The organism is Hyphomicrobium facile (assembly GCF_900116175.1).
Lineage (GTDB): Bacteria > Pseudomonadota > Alphaproteobacteria > Rhizobiales > Hyphomicrobiaceae > Hyphomicrobium_B > Hyphomicrobium_B facile.
This window is the reverse complement of sequence record NZ_FPCH01000003.1, coordinates 800,316-821,926: the sequence shown is the minus strand read 5'-3', so window position 1 is coordinate 821,926 and position 21,611 is coordinate 800,316. Positions and strand designations below refer to the sequence as shown.

Genomic DNA, 21,611 nt, shown 5'->3' with positions numbered 1-21,611 from the left:
CGGATAACGCATGACGGATTCGAACGACCAGACCGATAAGACCATCCGGGTCGGAACGCGCAAGCCGCTGTCGCTGCAGCGAACGGTCGAGTCTGGCCATGTGCGGCAGAACTTCAGCCACGGGCGGTCAAAATCCGTCGTGGTCGAGAAGAAGAAAACTCGCAGGCTCGGCACAGAAGCCGAGGCGAGCTCCCCGGCAGCGACCGAAACGATCGAGCGGCCAACGCCGCCCTCGAGAGTTCCCCCGCCAGCGCCCCAGCATCATCAGTCGAGCGCAAACGAACGTTCTGCAGGCCGCGTCCTCTCGAATGAGGAACGCGCCGCACGCGAACGCGCGCTTGCCGCTGCCCGCGCCGACGAACCCCGGACGGAAATCGAGCCGGTCCGTTTCGAGCCGGTTCCGCGCCCGCCCGAGCCGCAGCCCCGCGCCGAGGCTACTGCCCAGCCGGCACAAAGCGAGCCCGCACCCGCTCCCGCCGCAGCAGCACCTCCTGCCGCAGCGTCTGCACCTTCGCAGCCCGCCGCGTCGCCGGCACCGTCCGCGCCGGTTGCGCGCGACAACAACGCTCCGCAGCGTGAATATCGTCGCGACTCCGGTCCGTCGTCATCGCCGCGCGGAGAAGGTGGCCGTCCGCCATTCCAGAGAACGCCAAATCGGCCGTCAGCCAACACGGCATTCATGCCGCGTGGCGAAGCGGGTCGTCCGCGCGAAATAGAGCTGCCGACACCCGCACGTCGTGGTGCTCCCGCTGCGGATGCGACGACGATCGAAAAACCGACGCGTCCCGTACGCCCGCCCGTTGCTCGCCAGCAGGTCGAAGAAGACGATCGTGGCAAACGCGGCCCCGGCGGCGTGAAAGTCGCACGTCCGGCCGTCAAGGTTCAGGACGACGGCCGTCAGCGTCAGAAGCTCACGATCACGAACTTCGACCGCGAAGCCCAGGTTCGCTCGCTCGCCTCTCTCAAGCGCAAGCGCGAGAAAGAAAAGCTCAAGGCGATGGGCATTCAGCAGACCCGCGAGAAAATCTCGCGCGAGGTCATCATTCCTGAGGCCATCACGATCCAGGAATTGTCGAACCGTATGGCCGAGCGCGCCGTCGATCTCATCAAGTATCTGATGCAGCAAGGCGCGATGCATAAGATCACCGACGTTCTTGACGCGGATACGGCTGAACTCATCGTTCAAGAGTTCGGTCATACGCCGAAGCGCGTCTCGGAAGCCGACGTTGAAATCGGTTTCGTCGGAGAGAAGGAAGGCGACGAGACCGCCCTCGAACATCGCGCCCCGGTCGTCACGATCATGGGCCACGTCGACCACGGCAAGACGTCATTGCTCGATGCGATCCGCTCGACGAACGTTGTGTCCGGTGAAGCCGGCGGCATCACCCAGCACATCGGTGCCTATCAGGTGATGGCGCCGAACGGCGACAAGATCACGTTCATCGACACACCTGGCCACGAAGCCTTCACGGCTATGCGTGCACGCGGTGCGAAGGTGACCGACATCGTCGTGCTCGTCGTCGCAGCCGACGACGGCGTGATGCCCCAGACGGTCGAGGCGATCAATCACGCCAAGGCCGCGAAGGTGCCGATCATCGTCGCGATCAACAAGATCGATAAACCGCAGGCCGACCCGAACCGCGTCCGCACCGAACTGCTTTCGCACGAAATCGTCGTCGAAAGCATGGGCGGCGACACGCTCGAAATTCCGGTCTCTGCGCTGAAGCGCACCAACCTCGACAAGTTGTTGGAAGCGATCCATCTGCAGGCGGAAATCCTCGACCTCCGGGCGAACCCGGCGCGTACGGCTGAAGGTGTCGTCATCGAAGCGAAGCTTGAACGCGGTCGTGGCCCTGTCGGCACCGTGCTCGTTCAACGCGGCACGCTGCACGTCGGCGACATCATCGTGGCCGGCATGGCGTGGGGACGCGTTCGCGCACTTCTCAATGACCACGGCGCGAATATCGCAACTGCCGGACCGTCGGTTCCTGTCGAAGTCCTGGGCTTCGACTCGGCACCCGAAGCGGGCGATCAGTTCGCCGTTGTCGAGAACGAGGCACGCGCCCGCGAGCTGACCGATTATCGCGTCAGAAAGCGTCGCGAGACCTTGGGCTCCGCCGGTACGAAGAGCTCGCTCGAGCAGATGATGCAGCAGCTCAAGGACGCTGGCCGGAAGGAATTCCCGCTTGTCGTCAAGGGCGACGTGCAGGGTTCGCTCGAAGCCATCGTTGGCGCATTGAAGAAAGTCGGCAACGACGAAGTCGAAGCGCGCCTCGTGCATTCGGGCGTCGGCGGCATCACCGAATCCGATATCGCTCTGGCAGCTGCGGCGAAGGCCGTCGTCATCGGCTTCAACGTCCGCGCCAACGCGCAGGCGAAGCAGGCAGCCGATGCTCAGGGCGTCGAGATCCGCTATTACAATATCATCTACGATCTCGTGGATGAGGTGAAGGCGGCGATGTCGGGCCTTCTGGCTCCGACGAAGCGCGAAATCTTCCTCGGCTACGCCACGATCAAGCAGGTCTTCACCATCACGAAGGCTGGCAAGGTCGCCGGTTGCGTCGTCACCGAAGGCAAGGTCGAACGCGGCGCCAAGGTTCGCCTGCTGCGCGACAACGTCGTCATCCACGAAGGCACGCTTTCGATCCTCAAGCGCTTCAAGGACGACGTCAAAGAAGTCACCGCCGGTCAGGAATGCGGTATGTCCTTCGCGAACTACCAGGACATCCGCGAAGGCGACCAGATCGAGTGCTTCCAGGTCGAGACGATCGCCAGAACACTCTAATCGTCCACGTAAGCCGCCGTGCGGGATATTCCCGCGCGGCGTAGCTTCGTTGACGCCACGCTTGCTTCGCTCTCTCTGAGCCGAAGTGTTTGTTCAATTCGAATGAAAGAGGCCGCGCGCGGTCCCATCCTGCGGCGGTCGGAACATGACAGATCAGACGATTGAGCTGCCTCTGCGGCTGACATTCCGCCTGACGCGCGCTGATATCGCGGCGTACGAGCGTCTGCCGCGCGAACTCACAAAGTCCGGCACGCTTGCATTCTTTGCGACGATCTTCGCTTGCGGCATGGCGCTTGCGGTTTTCGACGAGCAACTCGAAGGCCTCATGCCGGAGATGCTCGCCGGCTATAGCCATATCATTTTCTCGGTCATCGCCGGAGCGATCGGTTTTGCTGCTTTCAGCCTCGCGCTGACGTTGCTCTCGTATTGGCGCATCGCACGGGCTGAGTATCCGCCCGAGGATACGGAAATCGAAATCTCAGAAGACAATTTGAAAATCAGCGACGGCCGGCCGGCGCGGATTCTCGAATGGAACAGCGTTGCGCGCGTCATTGACGCACCGGCGCATGTGTTTCTGTGCCTGACGCCGCGAAGCGCGGTCATCGTGCCGCTACGCGCCTTTCAATCGGTTGCTGACATGCGCGCGTTCGCCGATTTATCAGAAGCCCTATCGCGCGGAGCCGACGGCGATGCCTGAGCGAGGAAGCTAAGAATGCGATCCAAGACCAAATCTGTATCGGCGAAAGCGCCTTCGCAGCGCATGCTGCGTATTGGCGAGCTTATCCGGCATAAACTCTCGGAGCTGCTGTCGCGCGGTGAGATCCACGACGACGTACTGGCATCGCACGTCATCACGATCCCCGAGGTTCGCCTGACGCCGGACCTCAAGCTCGCGACGGTTTACGTCATGCCGCTTGGCGGCAACGACGTGCGGCCGGTCATCCAGGCCCTTGCCAAAAACAAGAAGTTCATCCGGAGCGAAGTCGCGGCGGCGCTGAACCTGCGCTACGCGCCCGATCTGCGCTTCCGCGAAGACGAAACATTCGAGGAAGCGACGCGGATCGATCGCCTTCTCGATAGTGAACGAGTTCGGCGCGACGTCGAAAAAAAAGATTGAACCTTCTCTCCCGTTCCTGATGGGAAGAAGCATTGAGAGAAAAGATGGCACGACGCAAAAAAGGTAACGCCGTTAACGGCTGGCTGGTCCTCGACAAGCCGATCAACATGACATCGACGCAGGCCGTCGCCGCTGTGCGCCGCGCATTCAACGCGCAGAAGGCCGGGCATTCGGGAACATTGGATCCGCTGGCGACAGGCATTCTTCCGATCGCGCTCGGCGAAGGAACAAAAACCGTCTCGTTCGCGGTCGACGGCGAAAAGGCCTACCGCTTCACGGTTCGTTGGGGCGCCGAGACCGAAACCGACGATACCGAAGGCAAGATATCGAAGACGAGCGACAACCGCCCGGCACGCGCCGACATCGAAGCGCTGCTGCCTCGCTTCCACGGCGAGATCATGCAGGAGCCGCCCGCATATTCTGCGATCAAGATCGCCGGCGAACGCGCCTATGACCTTGCACGCAACGGCGAGACGGTCGTGCTCGAGCCGCGTCCCGTGTTCATCGACAGCCTGACGCTCGTCGATATGCCCGATGAGGCGACAAGCGTGTTCGAAGCCCGCTGCGGAAAAGGCACCTATGTGCGAGCGCTGGCACGCGACATGGGCCGCATCATGGGTTGCTACGGCCACGTTATCGCGCTGCGCCGGACGCAGGTCGGCCCATTCGACGAGGGCCGTGCGGTGGCGATGGAAACGCTTCTCGCAGCCGCCGAGTCGGGCGATCCCGATGAAGTGTTGAAATACCTTCTTCCCGTCGAGTCGGCGCTCGCCGATCTGCCGGAGCTGCTCGTCTCGCAAAGCGATGCAGCCACGCTTGCACGAGGCCAGACCGTTTTGATCCGCGGCCGCGATGCCCCGATCATGTCGGGCCCCGCCTACGCCACGTCCAAGGGCCGGCTCGTCGCGCTCGGAGAACTCGCAAAGGGCGCGCTCCACCCGACACGCGTCTTCAATCTCGGGTAGCCGCGCGCTCAATCGGCTTAACGCATTGAAGATACTTAGGAATTTATGCTCGAATTCAAACTCGCCTTTGGCGGGCATTCGTGTATAAGTACCGCATCCGCGCGGGCCTCGGGTTTCCGCGCGGCTTTCGTTTGCGACCCAGCTGGACGACATCCCGGCTGGCGCCGCTTGATCCAAACTCCAAATCTGAAAGGAGAATTCGATGTCGCAGGTAGCACCGCACAGGCGTGTGGCGAAGACGGCCGTCATCAAAGACAGCGCAACCAAGGCCAACGACACCGGCTCGCCGGAAGTTCAGATCGCCGTGCTCACGCACCGCATCAACGAGCTGACCGAGCACTTCAAGCTGCACAAGAAGGACAACCACTCGCGCCGCGGCCTTCTCAAGATGGTCAGCCAGCGCCGGCAGTTGCTCGACTACGTGAAGGCCAAGGACAACGCTCGTTATCAGAAGATCATCGAGAAGAACGGCATCCGCCGTTAATTCGCGCGCTCATTTCAGCGCTTCAGTCAGGACAGGCCGATGGCCAGTCACACGAATCGATAAACAAGAAAGCCGCCGGCGCTCGACCGCGCCGGCCGCCCATAGCGCTCGACCGGCATGAGGCCGGCGGGCTGACCGACCGAACAGAAAAGCGAAAAACGAAAGATTGAACATGTTTGACATCCATCGCGTCGAAATTGATTGGGGTGGCCGCAAGCTGAAGCTCGAGACCGGCCACTACGCCCGCCAGGCGGATGCTGCGGTCATGGCGCAGTACGGCGATACGACTGTGCTGGCGACCGTTGTCGGCGCCCGGTCTGCAAAGCCCGGAATCGATTTCTTCCCGCTGACCGTGAATTATCAGGAACGCACCTACGCCGCCGGCAAGATCCCTGGCGGCTACTTCAAGCGCGAAGGCCGCCCGAGCGAGAAAGAGACGCTGACGTCTCGCCTGATCGACCGTCCGATCCGCCCGCTCTTCGTCGAAGGCTTCAAGAACGAGACGCAGGTCGTCGTAACCGTCCTCTCGCACGACCTCGAGAACGATCCCGACATCCTCGGCATGGTTGCGGCTTCCGCTGCGCTCACGCTTTCCGGCCTGCCGTTCCTCGGCCCCATCGCCGGCGCGCGCGTCGGCCTGATCAACGGTGAGTTCGTACTGAACCCGATGATCGATGAGATGAAGGACAGCGTCCTCGATCTCGTCGTCGCCGGCACGAACGACGCGGTAATGATGGTCGAATCGGAAGCCAAGGAACTGCCCGAGTCGCAGATGCTCGAAGCCGTGATGTTCGGCCACAAGCACATGCAGCCGGTCATCCAGGCGATCATCAAGCTCGCCGAGAAGGCCGCCAAGGAACCGTGGGACATCAAGATCCCCGACAAGGCGAAGTACGCCGCTCAGGTCAAAACCATCGCCGAAACGACCCTCAAGGAAGCGTTCTCGACGAAGGAAAAGGCCAAGCGCCAGGACCTCGTTTCCCAGGCGAAGAAGCAGATCACCGAAGGCATTTCCATTCCGCCCGACAACCCCGATGAGAAGGTTCTTCTCACCGACGCGTTCAAGTCGCTCGAGATGGACATCATGCGTGGCGACGTCCTGAAGACGAAGCGGCGCATCGACGGACGCGACCTGAAAACGGTTCGCCCGATCCTTTCGGAAGTTCACGTCCTTCCGCGCACGCACGGCTCAGCCCTCTTTACGCGTGGCGAGACGCAGGCGCTTGTCGTCGCGACGCTTGGCACCGGCGAGGACGAGCAGTTCGTCGACAGCCTCGAAGGCACGAAGAAAGAGCGCTTCCTGCTGCATTACAACTTCCCCCCATACTCGGTCGGTGAAGTTGGCCGCATGGGATCGCCCGGCCGCCGCGAAATCGGTCACGGCAAGCTTGCTTGGCGAGCCATCCGTCCGATGCTCCCCGCGCAGGAAGAGTTCCCCTACACGCTGCGCGTCGTCTCGGAGATCACCGAGTCGAACGGCTCCTCGTCGATGGCAACGGTCTGCGGCACGTCTCTCGCTCTGATGGACGCTGGCGTGCCGTTGAAATCGCCGGTCGCTGGTATCGCGATGGGTCTGATCAAGGAAGGCGACGACTACGTCGTTCTTTCCGACATCCTTGGCGACGAAGATCATCTCGGCGACATGGACTTCAAGGTGGCCGGCACCGACAAGGGTGTCACGTCGCTGCAGATGGACATCAAGATCACGGGCATCACCGAAGAGATCATGCGGATCGCCCTCGATCAGGCGCAGGAGGGTCGTCTCCATATCCTCGGCGAAATGTCGAAGGCGCTGACAGGTGCCCGCACCGAACTCGGCGAATACGCGCCGCGCATCGAAACCATCAAGATCCCGGTCGACAAGATCCGCGAAGTCATCGGCTCCGGCGGTTCGGTCATCCGCGAGATCGTCGCCGAGTCGGGCGCCAAGATCGACATCGAGGACGACGGCACGGTGAAAATCGCGTCCGCCAACCGCGAGTCGATCGAAAAAGCTCTCGCCCGCATTCGCGGCATCACGTCCGAGCCTGAGGTCGGCCAGATCTACAAGGGCAAGGTCGTGAAGATCATGGAGTTCGGCGCATTCGTGAACTTCTTCGGTTCGAAGGACGGCCTCGTTCACATTTCGCAGCTGTCCCAGGGACGTCCTGAGACCGTCGGCGAAGTCGTGAAGGAAGGCCAGGAAGTTTACGTGAAGCTTCTGGGCTTCGACGATCGCGGCAAGACCCGCCTGTCGATGAAGATCATCGATCAGACGACCGGCCAGGAAATCCCGCGCGCTGAAGGCGAGCCGGAAGAAGTCTTCGAAAGCCGTCCGCCCCGCCGTGAAGGCGGACGCGGTGGCGATCGCAATCGCGGCCCGCGCCGCGAACGCAACTAAGGCGACGCTCGCCTAGAATTGAAAAAGCCGCCGGATCATCGATCCGGCGGCTTTTTTTATGGCTCACTCACGTCGGCCAGAGTCGGCCAGAATCGTATCCCGGCCGGGGCGACTGCAATCAATACCACCAGCACTTGCCGTGCTTGCAGACGTGGTTCGTGCATTGGACGCGGCCGATGCCTTTAACATGCTTGTGCCAGCCGTTCAGGCCCTTACGGCAGGTCCGGTGCCAGAAGTGCGCTTGTTCTACAGTGGACTGAGCGGCCCCGACGCCCTTCAGCGTGCCAAGAGATCCACCGGTCGCTGCAATGCCTTGTGACGCAGCGGACAACACGCCCACCGCCACCATCGCTGCCACGAGCGAAAGTTTTCGAGCCATTCGGCTACTCCTCTCCCCTGGAGGCAAAGCCTCCTGCCAAGTTTTACGGGGCGACGCTAGCAGGGGAGAATAATGACCGCTATCGGAACAATAACGGCGGAGAAGCTATGCGGTGTCTGCGTTGCAACTCGGCGTCAGGCTTTCGCGAAATGCGGCACATCTGGCCAGAAAACCCGTGCTTTTTCACTCACTTCGTCCGGATCACCGGTTGTCAGCAACGTCAGCGTGCCGCCTTCGCCGCCATCCAGGTAATTCGTTCGGCGCGCGAGATAATCTTCAAAGCTGTCGGCCACGACCTCGGGCTGGGAAAGAATGCGCGTGAACGGCGGCAGATATTTCCTGAACAAGGGCTCGACGAGCGGAAAGTGCGTGCACCCAAGGATTGCGCGATGCGGCGGCAAATTCCCGGTTTGACCGAGGAGACCGGCAACGCCGTCGCGGACCAGCACATCGAGCTCCGCCAGCGGACGTTTGTTCTCGATCGCGCCCGCAAGCTCCGAGCAGATCTGCTGGACGACCGTAACCTTCGGACAGCGCTTGCGGATCTCTTCCGCGTAGACGCCGGATGAAATCGTCCGCGTCGTCCCGAACACGCCGATGGTGTCGGTATTGTACTTCTGCGGATATTGCGGCGACGTCACTGCCCAAGGCGTCTGCGTTGCAGCCTCGACGGTCGGAGCGACGATGCCGAGCACGTTGTGCGCGCCCGCCCACTTGCTCTCCGGCAGCCACTGTTGCTGCAAGCGCCGGAGCGCCACGGCCGTCGCGGTGTTGCAACCGAGAAGCGCGAGCTTCGCCCCGCGCGCAAACAACTGCTCTACGCAATCCCGCGTAAAATCGACGATGTCTTCCGAAGGCCTGTCGCCGTAGGGAACGTGGGCATGATCGGCGAGATAGACGAAATCGACGGTCTTGAATCGCTCGACGAGCGCTCGAAGGACGGTCAACCCGCCAAGACCTGAATCAAATACCCCGATCATGGCCGCAGTGTTTGCGACGCCCGCTGGCGAACGTCAACGGCCGCGAAATGTCACTCCGCAGCAGCCGAGGGCGAACGGCTGGCCGTCTTGCCTTCGGCGTCGTGCTCCTTGAGGCCTTCGAGCGAAGGCATCGACACGGTGTTATAGCCGCAATCGACAAAATGAACTTCGCCGGTAACGGCGCCGGACATTGGCGACAGCAGATAGAGTGCGGAGCCCGCAACCTCATCGAGTGTCGGCGTGCGCTGCAGCGGCGAGTTATCGCGCTGGAAATTGAAGATCACGCGCGCGTCGGAAACACCGGCGCCCGAAAGCGTGCGCATCGGACCGGCGGAGAGCGCGTTGACGCGGACGCCCTGCGGCCCGAGATCGGCCGCGAGATAACGGACGGATGCTTCGAGCGCGGCCTTCGCGACGCCCATGACGTTATAGGACGGCACCCAGCGCGTCGCGCCGCCGTAGGAAAGCGTGATGAGCGAGCCGCCGTTCGGCATCAGCGCTGCAGCCCGCTTCGAGATTTCGGTGAAGGAGAAGCACGAGATCACCATGGAGTTGATGAAATTCTCGCGGCTCGTATCGGCGTAGCGCCCTGCAAGCTCTTTCGGATCGGAATAGGCGAGTGCGTGAACGACGAAATCGAGACCGCCCCATTCTTCCTTGATGCGCGCGAAGACATTGTCGACGCTCGCAAGATCGAGGACGTTGCATTCCTCGATGATTTTCGAACCGAGCGATTGCGCGAGCGGCAGCGCCCGGCGGCCGAACGCGCCGCCCTGATACGTGAAGGCGAGTTCTGCACCTTGGCCCGCAAGCGCGCGCGCAATGCCCCAAGCGATCGACCTATCGTTGGCGACCCCCATTACAAGACCGCGCTTGCCCGCCATCAAAGGGCCAGGCTTTGCGATATCGAAGTGGGTCATAGGAAGCCTCGTTTTGTCACCAAAGGTACGCCCGCGAACGTCAAACCAGCCGGCACCGCGCTTGTATACTCTCATAGCCCTCTACCGTCCGCCGCTACGCACTTCCTAGCGGCGACCAGGAAAGCTTCAGTTACTCACGCATCATGCCGGCGGAAAATCAGAGTGGCATTTGTGCCGCCAAAACCGAAGCTGTTCGACATCACACAGTTAAGTTCCGCGTTGTCTATACGCTTCAGAGCGATTGGCATATCGGCGAAGGCTGGGTCAAGTTCGTCGATATTGGCGCTCTCGCAGATGAAACCGTTGTTCATCATGAGAAGCGAGAAAATCGCTTCCTGTACGCCGATCGCGCCGAGCGAATGCCCCGTTAACGATTTCGTCGCCGAGATGACCGGTGCCTTGCCGCCGAACACCGTGCGGATAGCATCGATCTCCTTCGCGTCACCAACGGGCGTGCCCGTTCCGTGCGGATTGAGATAATCGATTTCCGGCAAACCTTTACCGTCAAATCCCTTGAGCGCCAAGCGCATGCAGCGCTCCGCACCCTCACCCGACGGCGCAACCATGTCGTAACCATCTGACGTTGCGCCGTAGCCTGCGATCTCGGCATAGATCTTGGCGCCACGGGCTTTCGCGTGCTCCAGTTCCTCGAGCACGACGACGCCAGCGCCGCCTGCGATGACGAAACCGTCGCGATTCTTGTCGTAGGCGCGGCTCGCCCGCGACGGCGTGTCGTTGTAGTGCGTCGACATGGCGCCCATCGCGTCGAAGAGATTCGACAAGGTCCAGTCGAGTTCTTCGCACCCACCGGCGAACATGACGTCCTGCTTGCCCCACTGGATCATCTCGGCAGCATTGCCGATGCAGTGCGAGCTTGTCGCGCAGGCCGATGAAATCGAATAGTTAACGCCCTTGATCTGAAAAGCCGTAGCGAGCGCCGCGGACGGGCCCGAGCACATGGCCTTCGGCACCTCGAACGGTCCGATTTTCTTCGGCCCCCCGGATTCGAGCGTAACTTCAGCCGCCTGAACGATGGCACGCGTGGACGGTCCGCCCGAACCGACGATGATGCCGGTGCGTTCGTTGACGACGTCGGACGCCTCGAGACCCGCATCGCGGATGGCTTGATCCATCGCGATCCAATTCCAGCCGACACCCGCCCCCATGAAGCGCTTGGGCTTCCGGGGAACCATCGTCTCCCACTCGATATGTGGGGCTCCGTGGACTTGGCATTTGAAGCCCAATTCGGCGTACTTCTCTGCACGAGAAATACCGGACTTCGCCTCTCTCAACGAAGCGAGAACTTCTTGGGTGCTGTTCCCTATCGAGGACACCACACCCATGCCAGTCACAACTACGCGCCGCATGCGCTCGTTCACTCCTGCGGTTCCTGCTGCCGCCCGCTTTGACAGCCGGGCCCTCTGCGCAAACGCTTAAGGACCTTCGCTCGACTTGAGTAGGACCCTTAGATCCTTGGCTGTGTATATCACCTCGCCATCGGCCTTAAGGACACCGTCCGCCTCTGCGAGCTTCAGCTTCCGGGCAATGACCCGTTTAATGTCTATGACATATTCGAGCAGTTTTACGTCAGGCGTAACTTCACGCGTGAATTTGACCTCGCCGACGCCGGAAGCCCGGCCTTGGCCCGTGAGACCGAGCCAGCCCAGATAGAACCCCGTCAATTGCCAGAGAGCGTCGAGGCCGAGGCACCCCGGCATCACCGGATCGCCCTTGAAATGGCAGGCGAATAGCCAGTCCAGGCGCTCGTTGCCAGCAACTTTGAGCTCGGCGACGATAAGGCCTTTACCGTGTGCGCCGGCGGTTTCGGAGATCGTCGCGATGCGATCAACCATAAGCATCGGCGGAAGCGGCAATTGCGCATTCCCCGGGCCGAACAGTTCGCCGCGCCCGCAGGCCAGCAAATCATCGAATTCGAAGCTCGAACGGCGTTCCGCCACTGGTCCCCTCGTTTCATGGCCGACTATGCGGTGTTCGTTCACATTATGCTCCGGGAAGGTCAAGATAAGGGGGGTCGTAACATACGCCTACCCTTGCGCCTAGCAGTGCTGGCCGCTGCGTGTAACAGGGCGTTGACCGGTCTTAAAGACCCTTTCTCGCCGTAAGTTGCGGCTTTTAAGGCAAGTGACTATACTCATCGTAATTCGGCGCGTTTCGTAGGGACTAACATCATGTTGGTCCAACGTGGGGACGCAATCACGGTTCTGCAAACGCAAATGACTGATAAATCTCCGGCAAGCATGGCAACAGAAGCACCGCTCTCCACGCCAGAGCTCCTGCGAAAAGCGGGCCTCCGGCCGACGCGCCAGCGCATGACGCTCGGCAAGCTGCTGTTCGAGGGTGGCGACCGCCACGTAACGGCCGAGCAGCTTCATGCCGAAGTCGCGGGCCTCGGAGAGCACGTCTCGCTCGCGACGGTTTACAACACCCTGCACCAGTTCAAGCGCGCGGGGCTCTTGCGCGAACTGGCGATCGAAGGCTCGAAGGCCTACTTCGACACCAACACATCCAATCACAATCACTTCTTGCTCGAGCCGAACGGCGAGCTGATGGACATCCCGGGCGATGCGATCACCGTCGCCGGCCTCCCCGAGCCGCCCGAAGGCCTCAAGATCACGCACGTCGATGTGGTCGTGCGCCTGACGAAGGCTTGAGACCAAAAACCCGGCCGTATCGAAAGGCCTGATCGTCTCGCTCACCGGTTAGCGCAAGCAACGGCTTACTTGAACGTCTCGCCTTCGTAGACGCCCCAGAGCTTCTTCTGCTCGATGTAGCCGCTGTATTGGTCGACCGTTACGCGGCACCAGCGCCCGTCGCACATGTGCAGATCGGCGATAACGCCCGCTTCGACATTCGCGACCACGTTCGTATGCTCGCTATCGCTCGCCATGATCGGCACCAGCGGCGGCGAAGTCCCGGTCTTGCGTTCCCAAGGCAGAACGAGGCCCGTTCTCCGGCCCGACAGCAACGACTGCAAAACCCAGCCCGTGGCGCCTTCGGCATCGCGGACCTGCCGCCAGATCTCGAATTCCTTGATGACTTCCAGCGGAAGTCCCGCACGCCGGTAGACCCATGAGGTCGGGTAATCGGTCCCCGGCCCGTTCCTGAGATTGACCCTGTCAGACTTGAGGCTGACGAAACGCGGCACCGGCAAGCCGCTCCCGGCGAGCGCCGGCGAATCAGCCGCCACCGCGCGCCCAGGGATCACCAGAGGCGCTACCAGGACCAAAGCGATTGCTGCAGCTGCGAGGACTGCCCGGCCGCCCGTCGCCCTGACGCCCGCCATCTTGGCCTTTATAGCCCGAACGCCGGTCGCCCAGCCGCTTCCAAGCGGCAGCCGCAACCCCGCCCGCGGCCGGGCGTGTCTATGCTCTAGGAACGATATTGTCATTGAAGCGGCCTGTAACCCCGCGTGTAACCCGCGCTCGGCAAAGAAAACGGCTAGCGTGCCTTCGTGTTAGCGTCCGCAACTGATTTCAGGACTTTGTCTTCGCGAAGACCATCTGATAGACACGGGGCCGCACTTTCTCAAGCGGCCTCGCAAGGGTCATGTGAACGCCGCGATTTTCTTGCAACGGGAAACGAATGCCCACCCCCCAGAAGAAACCTGTTGTCGTCGTCACCCGCAAGCTTCCCGATGTCGTCGAGACACGGATGTGCGAGCTTTTCGACACGCGCCTCAATCTCGAAGACAAGCCTCTCAGTCAGGCTCAGCTGGTCGAAGCCGTCAAAACCGCCGACGTCCTCGTGCCGACGGTGACTGACCGCATCGACCGTGCCGTGCTGACGCAAGCCGGCCCGAAGCTCCGCCTGATCGCGAACTTCGGAACGGGCGTCGACAACGTCGACCTCGATACCGCCCGCAACCGGGGCATCCTGGTCACCAACACGCCCGGCGTGCTGACCGAAGACACTGCCGACATGACGATGGCGCTCATCCTCGCGGTGCCCCGGCGCCTCGCCGAAGGCGCAGCGTACATGCGCGACCCCGCGACAAAATGGTCCGGCTGGTCGCCGACATGGATGCTCGGACACCGCATCTACGGCAAGCGGCTCGGCATCGTCGGCATGGGCCGCATCGGCCAGGCGGTTGCGCGCCGCGCCAAAGCGTTCGGCTTGCAGATCCACTATCACAATCGCCGTCGCGTCATCGAAGAGGTCGAGGCGGAGCTCGAGGCGACGTTCTGGGAAAGCCTCGACCAGATGCTGACGCGCGTCGACATCGTGTCGATCAACTGCCCGCATACGCCCGGCACCTATCACCTGCTGTCGGCACGGCGGCTCAAGCTGCTGAAACCGTCGGCTTACATCGTCAACACGGCGCGCGGCGAGGTCGTCGACGAGAACGAGTTGGCTCGCCTTCTCGAAGCGGGCGCGATCGCGGGCGCGGGCCTCGACGTGTTCGAGCACGAGCCAGCCGTCAATCCGCGGCTCTTGGCGTCCGACCGCGTCATCGCCTTGCCGCACATGAGCTCCGCGACGATCGAAGGCCGCGTCGACATGGGCGAGAAGGTGATCATCAACATCAAGGCGTTCGCCGACGGGCACGCACCACCCGACCGCGTTCACCCCGCGATGCTCTGAGCTGAGTATTCCCGGCGGCGCTTGTCGTCGCCGCCGGTCTCAAAATTTCAGTCTCGAATTTTTCTGAAAATTATTCTGCGGCGCACGCCGGATTGGCGGCAACCTGCCCCGATGCAAGATCGGTAATCGTCGGATCTCGTCCCGTCAGAGGATTGTCCGGATCCCAGGCGATTGTGACGACCTCGAACCGCGTGGCGAGCGCATCGTAGATGAGCAGGCGTCCGGCAAGGCTCTCGCCGAGACCCAATAGCTCTTTCACGACTTCCGTTGCCTGCAACGTCCCGACGACTCCCGCGACCGGCCCGAGAACGCCGACCTCTTCGCAATTGGCGACAAGCCCTGCCGGAGGCGCTTCCGGAAAAACGCAGCGGAGCGACGGATAAGGGTTCCCTTGCGCGTCGTTCTCGTGCGGCTTGAACAGGGAGACGTAGCCGTCGAACGATCCCAGCGCCGCATAGGCAAGCGGCCGCTTCGCGAAATAGCACGCGTCCGAAACCAGATAACGCGTCGCGAAATTATCCGAACCGTCAGCAACGATGTCGTAGCGCGAGATGATCGCGAGCGCGTTCGATGCGTCGATGCGCTCCGCATAAGTCTCGACAGTGACGTGCGGATTGATGCGAAGGATCGCGTCACGAGCACTGTCGACCTTCAGCCTGCCCGCATCCTCCGTGCGATGCGCGATCTGGCGCTGAAGGTTGTCGATTGAGACGGTGTCGTCGTCGATGATGCCGATCGTTCCGACGCCTGCCGCCGCAAGGTACGTGACGACCGGCGAACCAAGTCCGCCGGCGCCGATAACGAGTACGCGCGCCGCCTTGAGTTTTTGCTGCCCCGGAGCACCCACGTCACGCAGAACGAGGTGGCGTTTGTAGCGCTGCACTTCGTCTGACGTGAGCTGTGCCATGAGTCCCAATAATCTTTCGCGCGGGTAGCGAGTGGCTTAGGTCTTCGGCTGCGGATCGACGAAGAGCTCGCTGGAGAAATAGCGCTCCGCAGACGACGGCGCAAACGTGACGATCGTCTTGCCTGCGAATTCCGGCCTTTCGGCGACGGCAATCGCCGCGGCGACATTGGCGCCCGTCGAGATGCCGCCGGGAATACCTTCGACCTTTGCAACAGTGCGCGAAACTTCGAATGCGGTATCGCTCGAAACGGTGACGACCTCATCGATCAGGCTTTGGTCGAGGTTGCCCGGAATGAACCCGGCGCCGATGCCCTGGATCTTATGCGGGCCACGCGGCTGACCGGACAGGATCGCGCTGGTCGTCGGCTCCACCGCAATCACCTTGAGACCCGGAATGCGCTTCTTCAGGACCTGGCCGACACCCGTCAGCGTGCCGCCCGTGCCGACACCGATCACGAGCGCATCAACTTTGCCCTTCGTGTCGTTGTAGATTTCTTCCGCCGTCGTCTTTGCATGAACGAGCGGGTTCGCCGGATTGTCGAACTGCCCGGGGATGACAGCATCAGGAAGCGTCTTCGCAATCTCTTCGGCGCGCGCAACTGCTGCCGGCATACCGCCAGCGCCCGGCGTCAATTCCAGTTCCGCGCCGAGGTGGGACAGAATTTTTCTGCGCTCGATCGACATCGTCTCGGGCATGACGAGAATAAGTCGGTAGCCGCGCGCCGCAGCGACGAATGCGAGACCGATACCCGTATTTCCGGACGTCGGCTCGATGAGCACCGTCTTACCCGGCTTGATGCGGCCTTCCGCTTCCAGTGCGTCGACCATAGCGACGCCGATACGATCCTTGACCGATGACAGCGGATTGAAGAATTCGAGCTTCAGCAAAATGTCGGCATTGAGTTTCGCTGCTGCCTTGATCTTCGAGAGTCGCACGAGCGGCGTATGACCGATCGTTTCAGTGATGCTCTCGTAGACGCGACCGCGTCCCCAGCTCTTCGTGGCTTCGAGTGTTTTGATTTCAATCGTGTCTGTCATGGTTATCTCGATTCGCCCTCGGATTGACGCGCTCACAGTGCGCAATATGGGAACGGTTCTCGCAGGTTCGAGTGTCGCCCTCAAGAGGTGAGGAAGGCGCATAGAGGCCCATAAGCATTGCACTTTTTGTGCTTAACGCGCCTGCGCGCGATCTCACGATTTGGATTTTTTTTGCGCCTTGCCCGATCGTTTGGCAACGGCTTTCCGCCGCCCGGTCCCGTCATGGGATGGGGCCTCGCTAATACCCGTAGACCCGAAACCGCCCGCACCCCGTTTCGTTGCTGTCAGCCTTTTAGCCTCGCGGAGTTTTACGCGCGCAACCGGAGCAACAATCATTTGCGCGACCCGTTCACCACGCGCCACGACAAACGGGTCAGTCCCGTGATTGATCAAAATGACAGCGACTTCGCCACGATAATCGGCGTCGATCGTGCCGGGGCTATTGAGAACTGTCACGCCGTGCTTCACGGCAAGCCCCGATCGCGGACGCACCTGCGCTTCCATTCCGCGAGGGAGTTCGAAGATCAAGCCTGTTGGGATGAGCGCGCGTGCTCCCGGCGCGATGGTGACGGAAACATCGTCCGGAACAGCCGCCACGAGATCGAACCCCGCAGCGTGTTCTGTCTGATAATCAGGAAGCGGAAGACCCTCTGCGTGCTCGAGACGCCTGACTTTGACCTTCATTCAGCAGCCGTACGCTTGGCGTGAAGCTGCTCCGCGGCGCGCTCCATGAGTTTTCTCGCAACCTTCGCCTTGCTCATCTCAGGCCAGCTCTCCACACCGCTTGCGGTGATCAAATGTACGGTATTGTTTTCGCCGCCCATCACACCCGACGACGGCGAAACGTCATTGGCGACGATCCAGTCCGCGCGCTTGGATTTGAGCTTCGCCTGGGCGTGGGTCAACACATTCTGTGTTTCAGCCGCGAAACCGATGACAAGCCGCGGCCGCTCAGGCCCCGGTCGTGCGATCATCTTCAGGATGTCCGGATTTTCCGTGAGCGAAAGCGTGGGCGCACCCGTCTTCTCGGACTTCTTGATCTTTTCGGTCTGGATGGTCTCGACGCGCCAGTCGGCAACGGCCGCCGCGAAAACGGCGATATCGGCGGGCAATGCGGCCTTCACCGCTTCCAGCATTTCTGCAGCCGTCTTGATGCGGACGATTTCGACGCCGGCCGGTTCGCTGAGCGAAACGGGGCCGGTGATCAGCGTTACCCGCGCGCCGAGTTCGGCCGCCGCGGTCGCGAGTTCGAAGCCCTGTTTGCCCGATGAGCGGTTCGCGAGATAGCGGATCGGATCGATGGGTTCGTGCGTCGGCCCGCTCGTGATGATGACGTGGCGTCCTTCAAGCACGCCGCCGCGGGACGCACCCGCTTCGAATGCGCCTTCTATGGCAGCGATGAGTTCTGGAACCTCGACGAGACGGCCAGGCCCAGCTTCACCGCGCTCCGCCATCTCGCCGACAGCCGGCCCGATGATCCGGACGCCGTCGGCCTTGAGCTGCGCAACATTCCGGCGCGTCGCCGGGTTGCGCCACATCGCAGGGTTCATGGCGGGTGCGAGAACGACGGGCTTCTCGGTCGCAAGCAGAACGGCCGTCGCGAGATCGTCGGCGTGGCCGCCGGCCATCCGCGCGATGAGATCGGCCGTCGCCGGTGCGACGACGATCAAATCACTGTCACGCGCCAGCCGGATGTGTCCGATCTCCCGTTCCTCGTCGAGATCGAAGAGGTCGGTCAGCACCCGCTCGTTCGTCAATGCGCCAACGGAAAGCGGCGTCACGAAATGATGGGCGGCCTTCGTCATCACGGCACGGACGCTATGGCCGCGCTCTCGCAGCCGCCGGATCAAGTCCAGGCACTTATAGGCAGCAATTCCGCCACCGATGATCAGTAGGATACGCTTGGCCGACGACAAATCGTTAAGTCCCGTTACCGCTCGATAGGAAGCGCAATTTAGCACATTCCCCGAAGCGTGAGGTTAAGCCATTCGCCAAGACGGCAAATTTCACGGCCGCCCCCGTGCCATTTATCCGGTTTTGACCTATATCCGCCGGAACACGCGCTCTGGAGGAATTTACCCATGCGTTTCAAAATCCCGGCCCTTGCCGTCGTGGCTGGCCTTGCAGCGGCTTTGGCGCCAACCCTGGCTGCGGCCCATGAGGTGACCGTCAAAGGCGTAACGGTTGCGCATCCCTGGGCGCGGGCCACCCCTGAAGGCCAGAAAGTCGGCGCGGCGTTCGCCGAGATCAAGACCGACAAGGATACCTCCGACCGGCTGATCGGCGTTTCATCGCCCGTCGCCGCCAACGGCGAAGTCCACTCGATGACGATGGAGGGCGATGTCATGAAGATGCGCCGCCTCGACGGCATTGACCTGAAGCCCGGCCAATCCGTCGTGCTGAAGCCGATGGCCGATCACATCATGCTGATGGGTTTGAAGGAGCCGCTTAAGGAGGGCGACCTCGTCAAGCTCAAGCTGACTTTCGAAAAGGCAGGACCCATCGAAGTCGAAGGCACGGTCGAAGCGCCAGGCGCCATGGGCCCTCACGGCCTTGCCAAGCAGCCCGATGATGATTCGATGGGCTCAATGCACCACGATATGACACATGAGTAAAACAACGGCGGAAATCCACCGTCGTGCCATCGGCAACTGATCATCTTTCGGGCACCGAAAAATCGAAAATTATTTATGTCGCGCGGTGACTTGACGCAGAAGATCGTTTGGTACATGTTGCCGCCACTTGCGATGGCCGGGACCGGTCGCAGGGCTAAAAAACGAATAAAGGTCCAAGTCTAGGGACGAAACTATTGGGGTGGTTCGGTAACGCGGACCACCCCATTGCCGTTCTAATACCCCTCAAATTTCAAACACGCGGGCCGGCGGCACGAGCCCAACGGACCTGTATCTTGATATCCTGCGCCGCGCCGACGGGCAGGCCACCGGGGCCGATTGTGTCCGCTGCCTTGATCGTAACGCCTTTCTGACGCCAATAGCGCGCTTCGGGTGCTGTGCCGGGGACGCAGAGAGGGTGAAGATGGGTCTGGGGGATATTGCCGGCGCGAGTCGGCCTTCTGGTCGCCTGCTGCTGGCGAGCCTGCTGATTTGGCTGATCTTGGCGATTGCATTGCCGTTGTCGGCTTTGACGCTCAATGTCATTCGCATCGGCGGATTCCCGCTTGGCTTCTGGATTGCGGCACAGGGCGCAATCATCGGTCTCGTTGCGTTAGTCGCTTTCTATGCCTGGAGAGCCGGCGGCGTGCCGGTACGCGAAGGCATCCGCCCTGCTCTCATATTCGCAGGCGAGATCGTCGGCGCAGTCGCGCTTCTAGGTTTCACAGGCTACATCGCGGCAATGGGCTACGACGGCTTGGCGCTGCCACTCGGCCTCGTCGCCGGCGTTGCCTTGCTCGCAATCCTCGTAGCGCCGCGCTTCGTTCTTTATCCCGTGCAATCGATCAGCGGCTTCTTCGCGATCCGCTACGGCGGAAGCCTGACGCGTCGCTTGGCGTTTCTCATCGCGTCGGCTGCAACCGGCCTGCTACTGGCCGCCGACATCAGAGCAGGTTCGCTCGCGTTGCAGAGCCTCATCAACATCCCGATGCACCAGGCGATCCTCGGTATCACGGTGGCGATCGCTGCGACTTGGCTTGCAGGCACTTTCTTCGCGCCGGCAAAAATGAGCGGCGGATTGGGCTTCGTCGCCGTCGCCGCCGGACTGCTCGCAACACTCGTTGCACTCGCAGTCTTCGCAAGCGGCTCGCTGCTGCCCCACTTCACGCTCGGCTCTGCCCTCGAAAGCCACGCCAATCTCAATCAGGCGCTCGTCGTCAATCGATTGTCGGACGTGAAATCCTTGACGCCGATGGCGTCGCCGTTCCTGCTCCTTTCGATGCGGAATTTCGCGGGCCTCCTGCTCGCAGTCGCACTGGGTGTAGTCGCCGCTCCCCATCTGCTCGGGCGTCACGTATCCCAATCGGCTGTCGCTCCAGGCGGCGCCGTGAAGCGGACAGCGGTGGCCCTCGTCGCCGTTGCCATTCTCATTGCCAGTCTTCCCCCGCTCGCGATCTACAGTCGCATCGGCTTCGAAGAAGTGATGTCCAAAGGCATCGAAATCGCAGCAATTCCGCAGTCGTTCGCCGAGGCGAGTGCGCACGGCTGGGTGAAAGTCTGCGACCAGACCTCCCTCGCATCGACCGATCTCGCCGCCGCCTGCGCCAAGGCTTCCGGACAGCGCGGCTTCCTGAGACTTCAGGATCTGGCATTCACGACGGACGGCTTCGTCGTCGCTGCCCCGATGATCTCGGGCCTCAGCCCCATGTTGGAATATCCGCTGCTGCTCGCCGTCGTGCTCGCGTCCGTGCTCGTCGGAAACGCGCTCCTCTCCTCCATCGTCGTCGCCGATCGGGAGATCAGGACGACGCGTGATGAGCGCTCGCCCGATCTGGATTTTCGTTCGGTGTCGGTCGGCGGAACTCTTCTCGTCGTCGCCGCGCTGGTAGCGCTCTTTGCCGCCATCGGAACGGGACTGCTCGCCGCCGAAGGCTTTGCGTTGCTGGCTGCTGGTATCTTCCCGTCCCTCGTTCTTGGGCTGCACTGGCGCCATATGAACGCCGCCGGCGCGATTGCAGCGATGCTCGTAGGATCGCTGATCACCGCTGCCTACCTGCTCGGTGTCCACATCTGGCCGGTTGAACTGTTCAGTATTTCAGGCGCCCTTTCGGATGCCCCGCCAATGGCCGCAAAGCGCTTCGTGGAGTTGCAGGCCGCTCTAGCCGCAGCGACGACACCCGACGCCGTAGCGCTCGCGCACGCGGCTCTCGTCAAACATGTCACGACGATCGCGAACTGGGGCGGTCTGAAACCGGCAGCCATTACGCTCGTTGCTGTCCCTGCGGGCTTCATTGCAGGACTTTTGGTCAGCCTGCTGCTGCGGCCGCGAAAAAAGACGCCCGAAGCGCCCGCTTGAAACCTTCGCGCACGCGAACGAGTCGCCTAGAGTTGGGCGCGTGACCACGCGTCCGATAAGCGGCGCAACGCACGGCGGCACCAACG

At 61.8% G+C, this 21,611-nt stretch carries 19 protein-coding genes and 1 pseudogene; 10 read left to right on the top strand and 10 right to left on the bottom strand.

What is annotated here, in order from left to right; all coding sequences use genetic code 11:
• Nucleotides 1-10: 10 nt before the first annotated feature.
• From infB to pnp, 6 genes are all read left to right on the top strand, one after another.
• Nucleotides 11-2,785 carry a translation initiation factor IF-2 gene (gene infB, locus BM399_RS17025; protein ID WP_092868909.1) on the top strand — a complete coding sequence of 925 codons (2,775 nt, stop codon included), beginning with the start codon at nt 11-13 and terminating at the stop codon, nt 2,783-2,785.
• A 145-nt stretch (nt 2,786-2,930) separates the two neighbouring features.
• Entirely contained in the window at nt 2,931-3,482 is a 552-nt protein-coding gene (locus BM399_RS17020; protein ID WP_092868908.1) for a YcxB family protein, read from the top strand.
• A 15-nt stretch (nt 3,483-3,497) separates the two neighbouring features.
• Nucleotides 3,498-3,902, top strand: a complete 405-nt coding sequence (gene rbfA / locus BM399_RS17015) for a 30S ribosome-binding factor RbfA (RefSeq protein WP_092868907.1) — start codon at nt 3,498-3,500, stop codon at nt 3,900-3,902.
• A 44-nt stretch (nt 3,903-3,946) separates the two neighbouring features.
• A complete protein-coding gene (truB, locus tag BM399_RS17010) occupies nt 3,947-4,867 on the top strand; it encodes a tRNA pseudouridine(55) synthase TruB (protein WP_092868906.1) in 921 nt (306 codons plus the stop codon).
• Between the two features lie 202 nt (nt 4,868-5,069).
• Nucleotides 5,070-5,351, top strand: a complete 282-nt coding sequence (rpsO, locus tag BM399_RS17005) for a 30S ribosomal protein S15 (RefSeq protein WP_045834620.1) — start codon at nt 5,070-5,072, stop codon at nt 5,349-5,351.
• A gap of 172 nt (nt 5,352-5,523) precedes the next feature.
• On the top strand, nt 5,524-7,731 hold the full coding sequence (gene pnp, locus BM399_RS17000; protein WP_092868905.1) for a polyribonucleotide nucleotidyltransferase: 2,208 nt from the start codon (nt 5,524-5,526) through the stop codon (nt 7,729-7,731).
• Nucleotides 7,732-7,849: 118 nt separating this feature from the next.
• On the opposite strand, the gene BM399_RS16995 is transcribed toward pnp, so the two are convergent.
• The 5 genes from BM399_RS16995 to fabA form a co-directional block, all read right to left on the bottom strand.
• Entirely contained in the window at nt 7,850-8,110 is a 261-nt protein-coding gene (locus BM399_RS16995) for a hypothetical protein (protein ID WP_092868904.1), read from the bottom strand.
• Nucleotides 8,111-8,244: 134 nt separating this feature from the next.
• Entirely contained in the window at nt 8,245-9,090 is an 846-nt protein-coding gene (locus BM399_RS16990) for a glutamate racemase (protein WP_092868903.1), read from the bottom strand.
• 50 nt (nt 9,091-9,140) lie between these two features.
• The gene (fabI, locus tag BM399_RS16985) at nt 9,141-10,010 is read right to left on the bottom strand and encodes an enoyl-ACP reductase FabI (RefSeq protein WP_092868902.1); all 870 of its coding nucleotides are present in this window, start codon (nt 10,008-10,010) and stop codon (nt 9,141-9,143) included.
• Nucleotides 10,011-10,144: 134 nt separating this feature from the next.
• The gene (gene fabB, locus BM399_RS16980) at nt 10,145-11,377 is read right to left on the bottom strand and encodes a beta-ketoacyl-ACP synthase I (RefSeq protein WP_092868901.1); all 1,233 of its coding nucleotides are present in this window, start codon (nt 11,375-11,377) and stop codon (nt 10,145-10,147) included.
• A 66-nt stretch (nt 11,378-11,443) separates the two neighbouring features.
• Entirely contained in the window at nt 11,444-11,968 is a 525-nt protein-coding gene (gene fabA, locus BM399_RS16975; protein WP_092868900.1) for a bifunctional 3-hydroxydecanoyl-ACP dehydratase/trans-2-decenoyl-ACP isomerase, read from the bottom strand.
• A 300-nt stretch (nt 11,969-12,268) separates the two neighbouring features.
• Here fabA and irrA point away from each other — a divergent pair, with 300 nt between their 5' ends.
• Nucleotides 12,269-12,682: an iron response transcriptional regulator IrrA gene (gene irrA / locus BM399_RS16970; RefSeq protein ID WP_092869178.1), complete on the top strand. Its 414-nt coding sequence runs from the start codon at nt 12,269-12,271 to the stop codon at nt 12,680-12,682.
• Nucleotides 12,683-12,747: 65 nt separating this feature from the next.
• Here irrA and BM399_RS16965 read toward each other — a convergent pair whose 3' ends face one another.
• The gene (locus BM399_RS16965) at nt 12,748-13,314 is read right to left on the bottom strand and encodes an SH3 domain-containing protein (protein ID WP_092869177.1); all 567 of its coding nucleotides are present in this window, start codon (nt 13,312-13,314) and stop codon (nt 12,748-12,750) included.
• 299 nt (nt 13,315-13,613) lie between these two features.
• On the opposite strand from BM399_RS16965, the gene BM399_RS16960 reads away from it, so the two are divergent.
• The gene (locus BM399_RS16960; RefSeq protein ID WP_092868899.1) at nt 13,614-14,612 is read left to right on the top strand and encodes a 2-hydroxyacid dehydrogenase; all 999 of its coding nucleotides are present in this window, start codon (nt 13,614-13,616) and stop codon (nt 14,610-14,612) included.
• Between the two features lie 70 nt (nt 14,613-14,682).
• Here BM399_RS16960 and BM399_RS16955 read toward each other — a convergent pair whose 3' ends face one another.
• From BM399_RS16955 to coaBC, 4 genes and pseudogenes are all read right to left on the bottom strand, one after another.
• A complete protein-coding gene (locus BM399_RS16955; protein WP_092868898.1) occupies nt 14,683-15,519 on the bottom strand; it encodes a HesA/MoeB/ThiF family protein in 837 nt (278 codons plus the stop codon).
• Between the two features lie 36 nt (nt 15,520-15,555).
• Nucleotides 15,556-16,557 carry a cysteine synthase A gene (gene cysK, locus BM399_RS16950; RefSeq protein WP_092868897.1) on the bottom strand — a complete coding sequence of 334 codons (1,002 nt, stop codon included), beginning with the start codon at nt 16,555-16,557 and terminating at the stop codon, nt 15,556-15,558.
• Nucleotides 16,558-16,800: 243 nt separating this feature from the next.
• A pseudogene (dut, locus tag BM399_RS16945) lies at nt 16,801-17,241 on the bottom strand (dUTP diphosphatase); the annotation flags it as partial.
• Nucleotides 17,238-18,473, bottom strand: coding sequence for a bifunctional phosphopantothenoylcysteine decarboxylase/phosphopantothenate--cysteine ligase CoaBC (gene coaBC, locus BM399_RS16940; protein ID WP_092868895.1), 1,236 nt, complete (start codon nt 18,471-18,473; stop codon nt 17,238-17,240). The pseudogene dut and the gene coaBC, both read right to left, overlap by 4 nt.
• Before the next feature lie 165 nt (nt 18,474-18,638).
• Between coaBC and BM399_RS16935 the strand changes: the two genes are divergently transcribed.
• Both BM399_RS16935 and BM399_RS16930 read left to right on the top strand, forming a co-directional pair.
• Nucleotides 18,639-19,172 (top strand): copper chaperone PCu(A)C, encoded by a 534-nt coding sequence (locus BM399_RS16935; RefSeq protein WP_092868894.1) that lies wholly within the window; start codon nt 18,639-18,641, stop codon nt 19,170-19,172.
• A gap of 421 nt (nt 19,173-19,593) precedes the next feature.
• On the top strand, nt 19,594-21,525 hold the full coding sequence (locus tag BM399_RS16930) for a sodium:solute symporter family transporter (RefSeq protein ID WP_092868893.1): 1,932 nt from the start codon (nt 19,594-19,596) through the stop codon (nt 21,523-21,525).
• Nucleotides 21,526-21,611: the final 86 nt, after the last annotated feature.

Bases quoted from the DNA above. Each gene is read 5' to 3' on its own strand.
- cysK (WP_092868897.1), bottom strand. From the start codon at position 16,557: ATGACAGACACGATTGAAATCAAAACACTCGAAGCCACGAAGAGCTGG.
- fabB (WP_092868901.1), bottom strand. From the start codon at position 11,377: ATGCGGCGCGTAGTTGTGACTGGCATGGGTGTGGTGTCCTCGATAGGG.
- BM399_RS16990 (WP_092868903.1), bottom strand. From the start codon at position 9,090: ATGATCGGGGTATTTGATTCAGGTCTTGGCGGGTTGACCGTCCTTCGA.
- fabI (WP_092868902.1), bottom strand. From the start codon at position 10,010: ATGACCCACTTCGATATCGCAAAGCCTGGCCCTTTGATGGCGGGCAAG.
- BM399_RS17020 (WP_092868908.1), top strand. From the start codon at position 2,931: ATGACAGATCAGACGATTGAGCTGCCTCTGCGGCTGACATTCCGCCTG.
- BM399_RS16955 (WP_092868898.1), bottom strand. From the start codon at position 15,519: ATGGCACAGCTCACGTCAGACGAAGTGCAGCGCTACAAACGCCACCTC.
- BM399_RS16935 (WP_092868894.1), top strand. From the start codon at position 18,639: ATGCGTTTCAAAATCCCGGCCCTTGCCGTCGTGGCTGGCCTTGCAGCG.
- rpsO (WP_045834620.1), top strand. From the start codon at position 5,070: ATGTCGCAGGTAGCACCGCACAGGCGTGTGGCGAAGACGGCCGTCATC.
- BM399_RS16995 (WP_092868904.1), bottom strand. From the start codon at position 8,110: ATGGCTCGAAAACTTTCGCTCGTGGCAGCGATGGTGGCGGTGGGCGTG.
- rbfA (WP_092868907.1), top strand. From the start codon at position 3,498: ATGCGATCCAAGACCAAATCTGTATCGGCGAAAGCGCCTTCGCAGCGC.
- BM399_RS16960 (WP_092868899.1), top strand. From the start codon at position 13,614: ATGCCCACCCCCCAGAAGAAACCTGTTGTCGTCGTCACCCGCAAGCTT.
- pnp (WP_092868905.1), top strand. From the start codon at position 5,524: ATGTTTGACATCCATCGCGTCGAAATTGATTGGGGTGGCCGCAAGCTG.
- truB (WP_092868906.1), top strand. From the start codon at position 3,947: ATGGCACGACGCAAAAAAGGTAACGCCGTTAACGGCTGGCTGGTCCTC.
- BM399_RS16930 (WP_092868893.1), top strand. From the start codon at position 19,594: ATGGGTCTGGGGGATATTGCCGGCGCGAGTCGGCCTTCTGGTCGCCTG.
- irrA (WP_092869178.1), top strand. From the start codon at position 12,269: ATGGCAACAGAAGCACCGCTCTCCACGCCAGAGCTCCTGCGAAAAGCG.
- BM399_RS16965 (WP_092869177.1), bottom strand. From the start codon at position 13,314: ATGGCGGGCGTCAGGGCGACGGGCGGCCGGGCAGTCCTCGCAGCTGCA.
- infB (WP_092868909.1), top strand. From the start codon at position 11: ATGACGGATTCGAACGACCAGACCGATAAGACCATCCGGGTCGGAACG.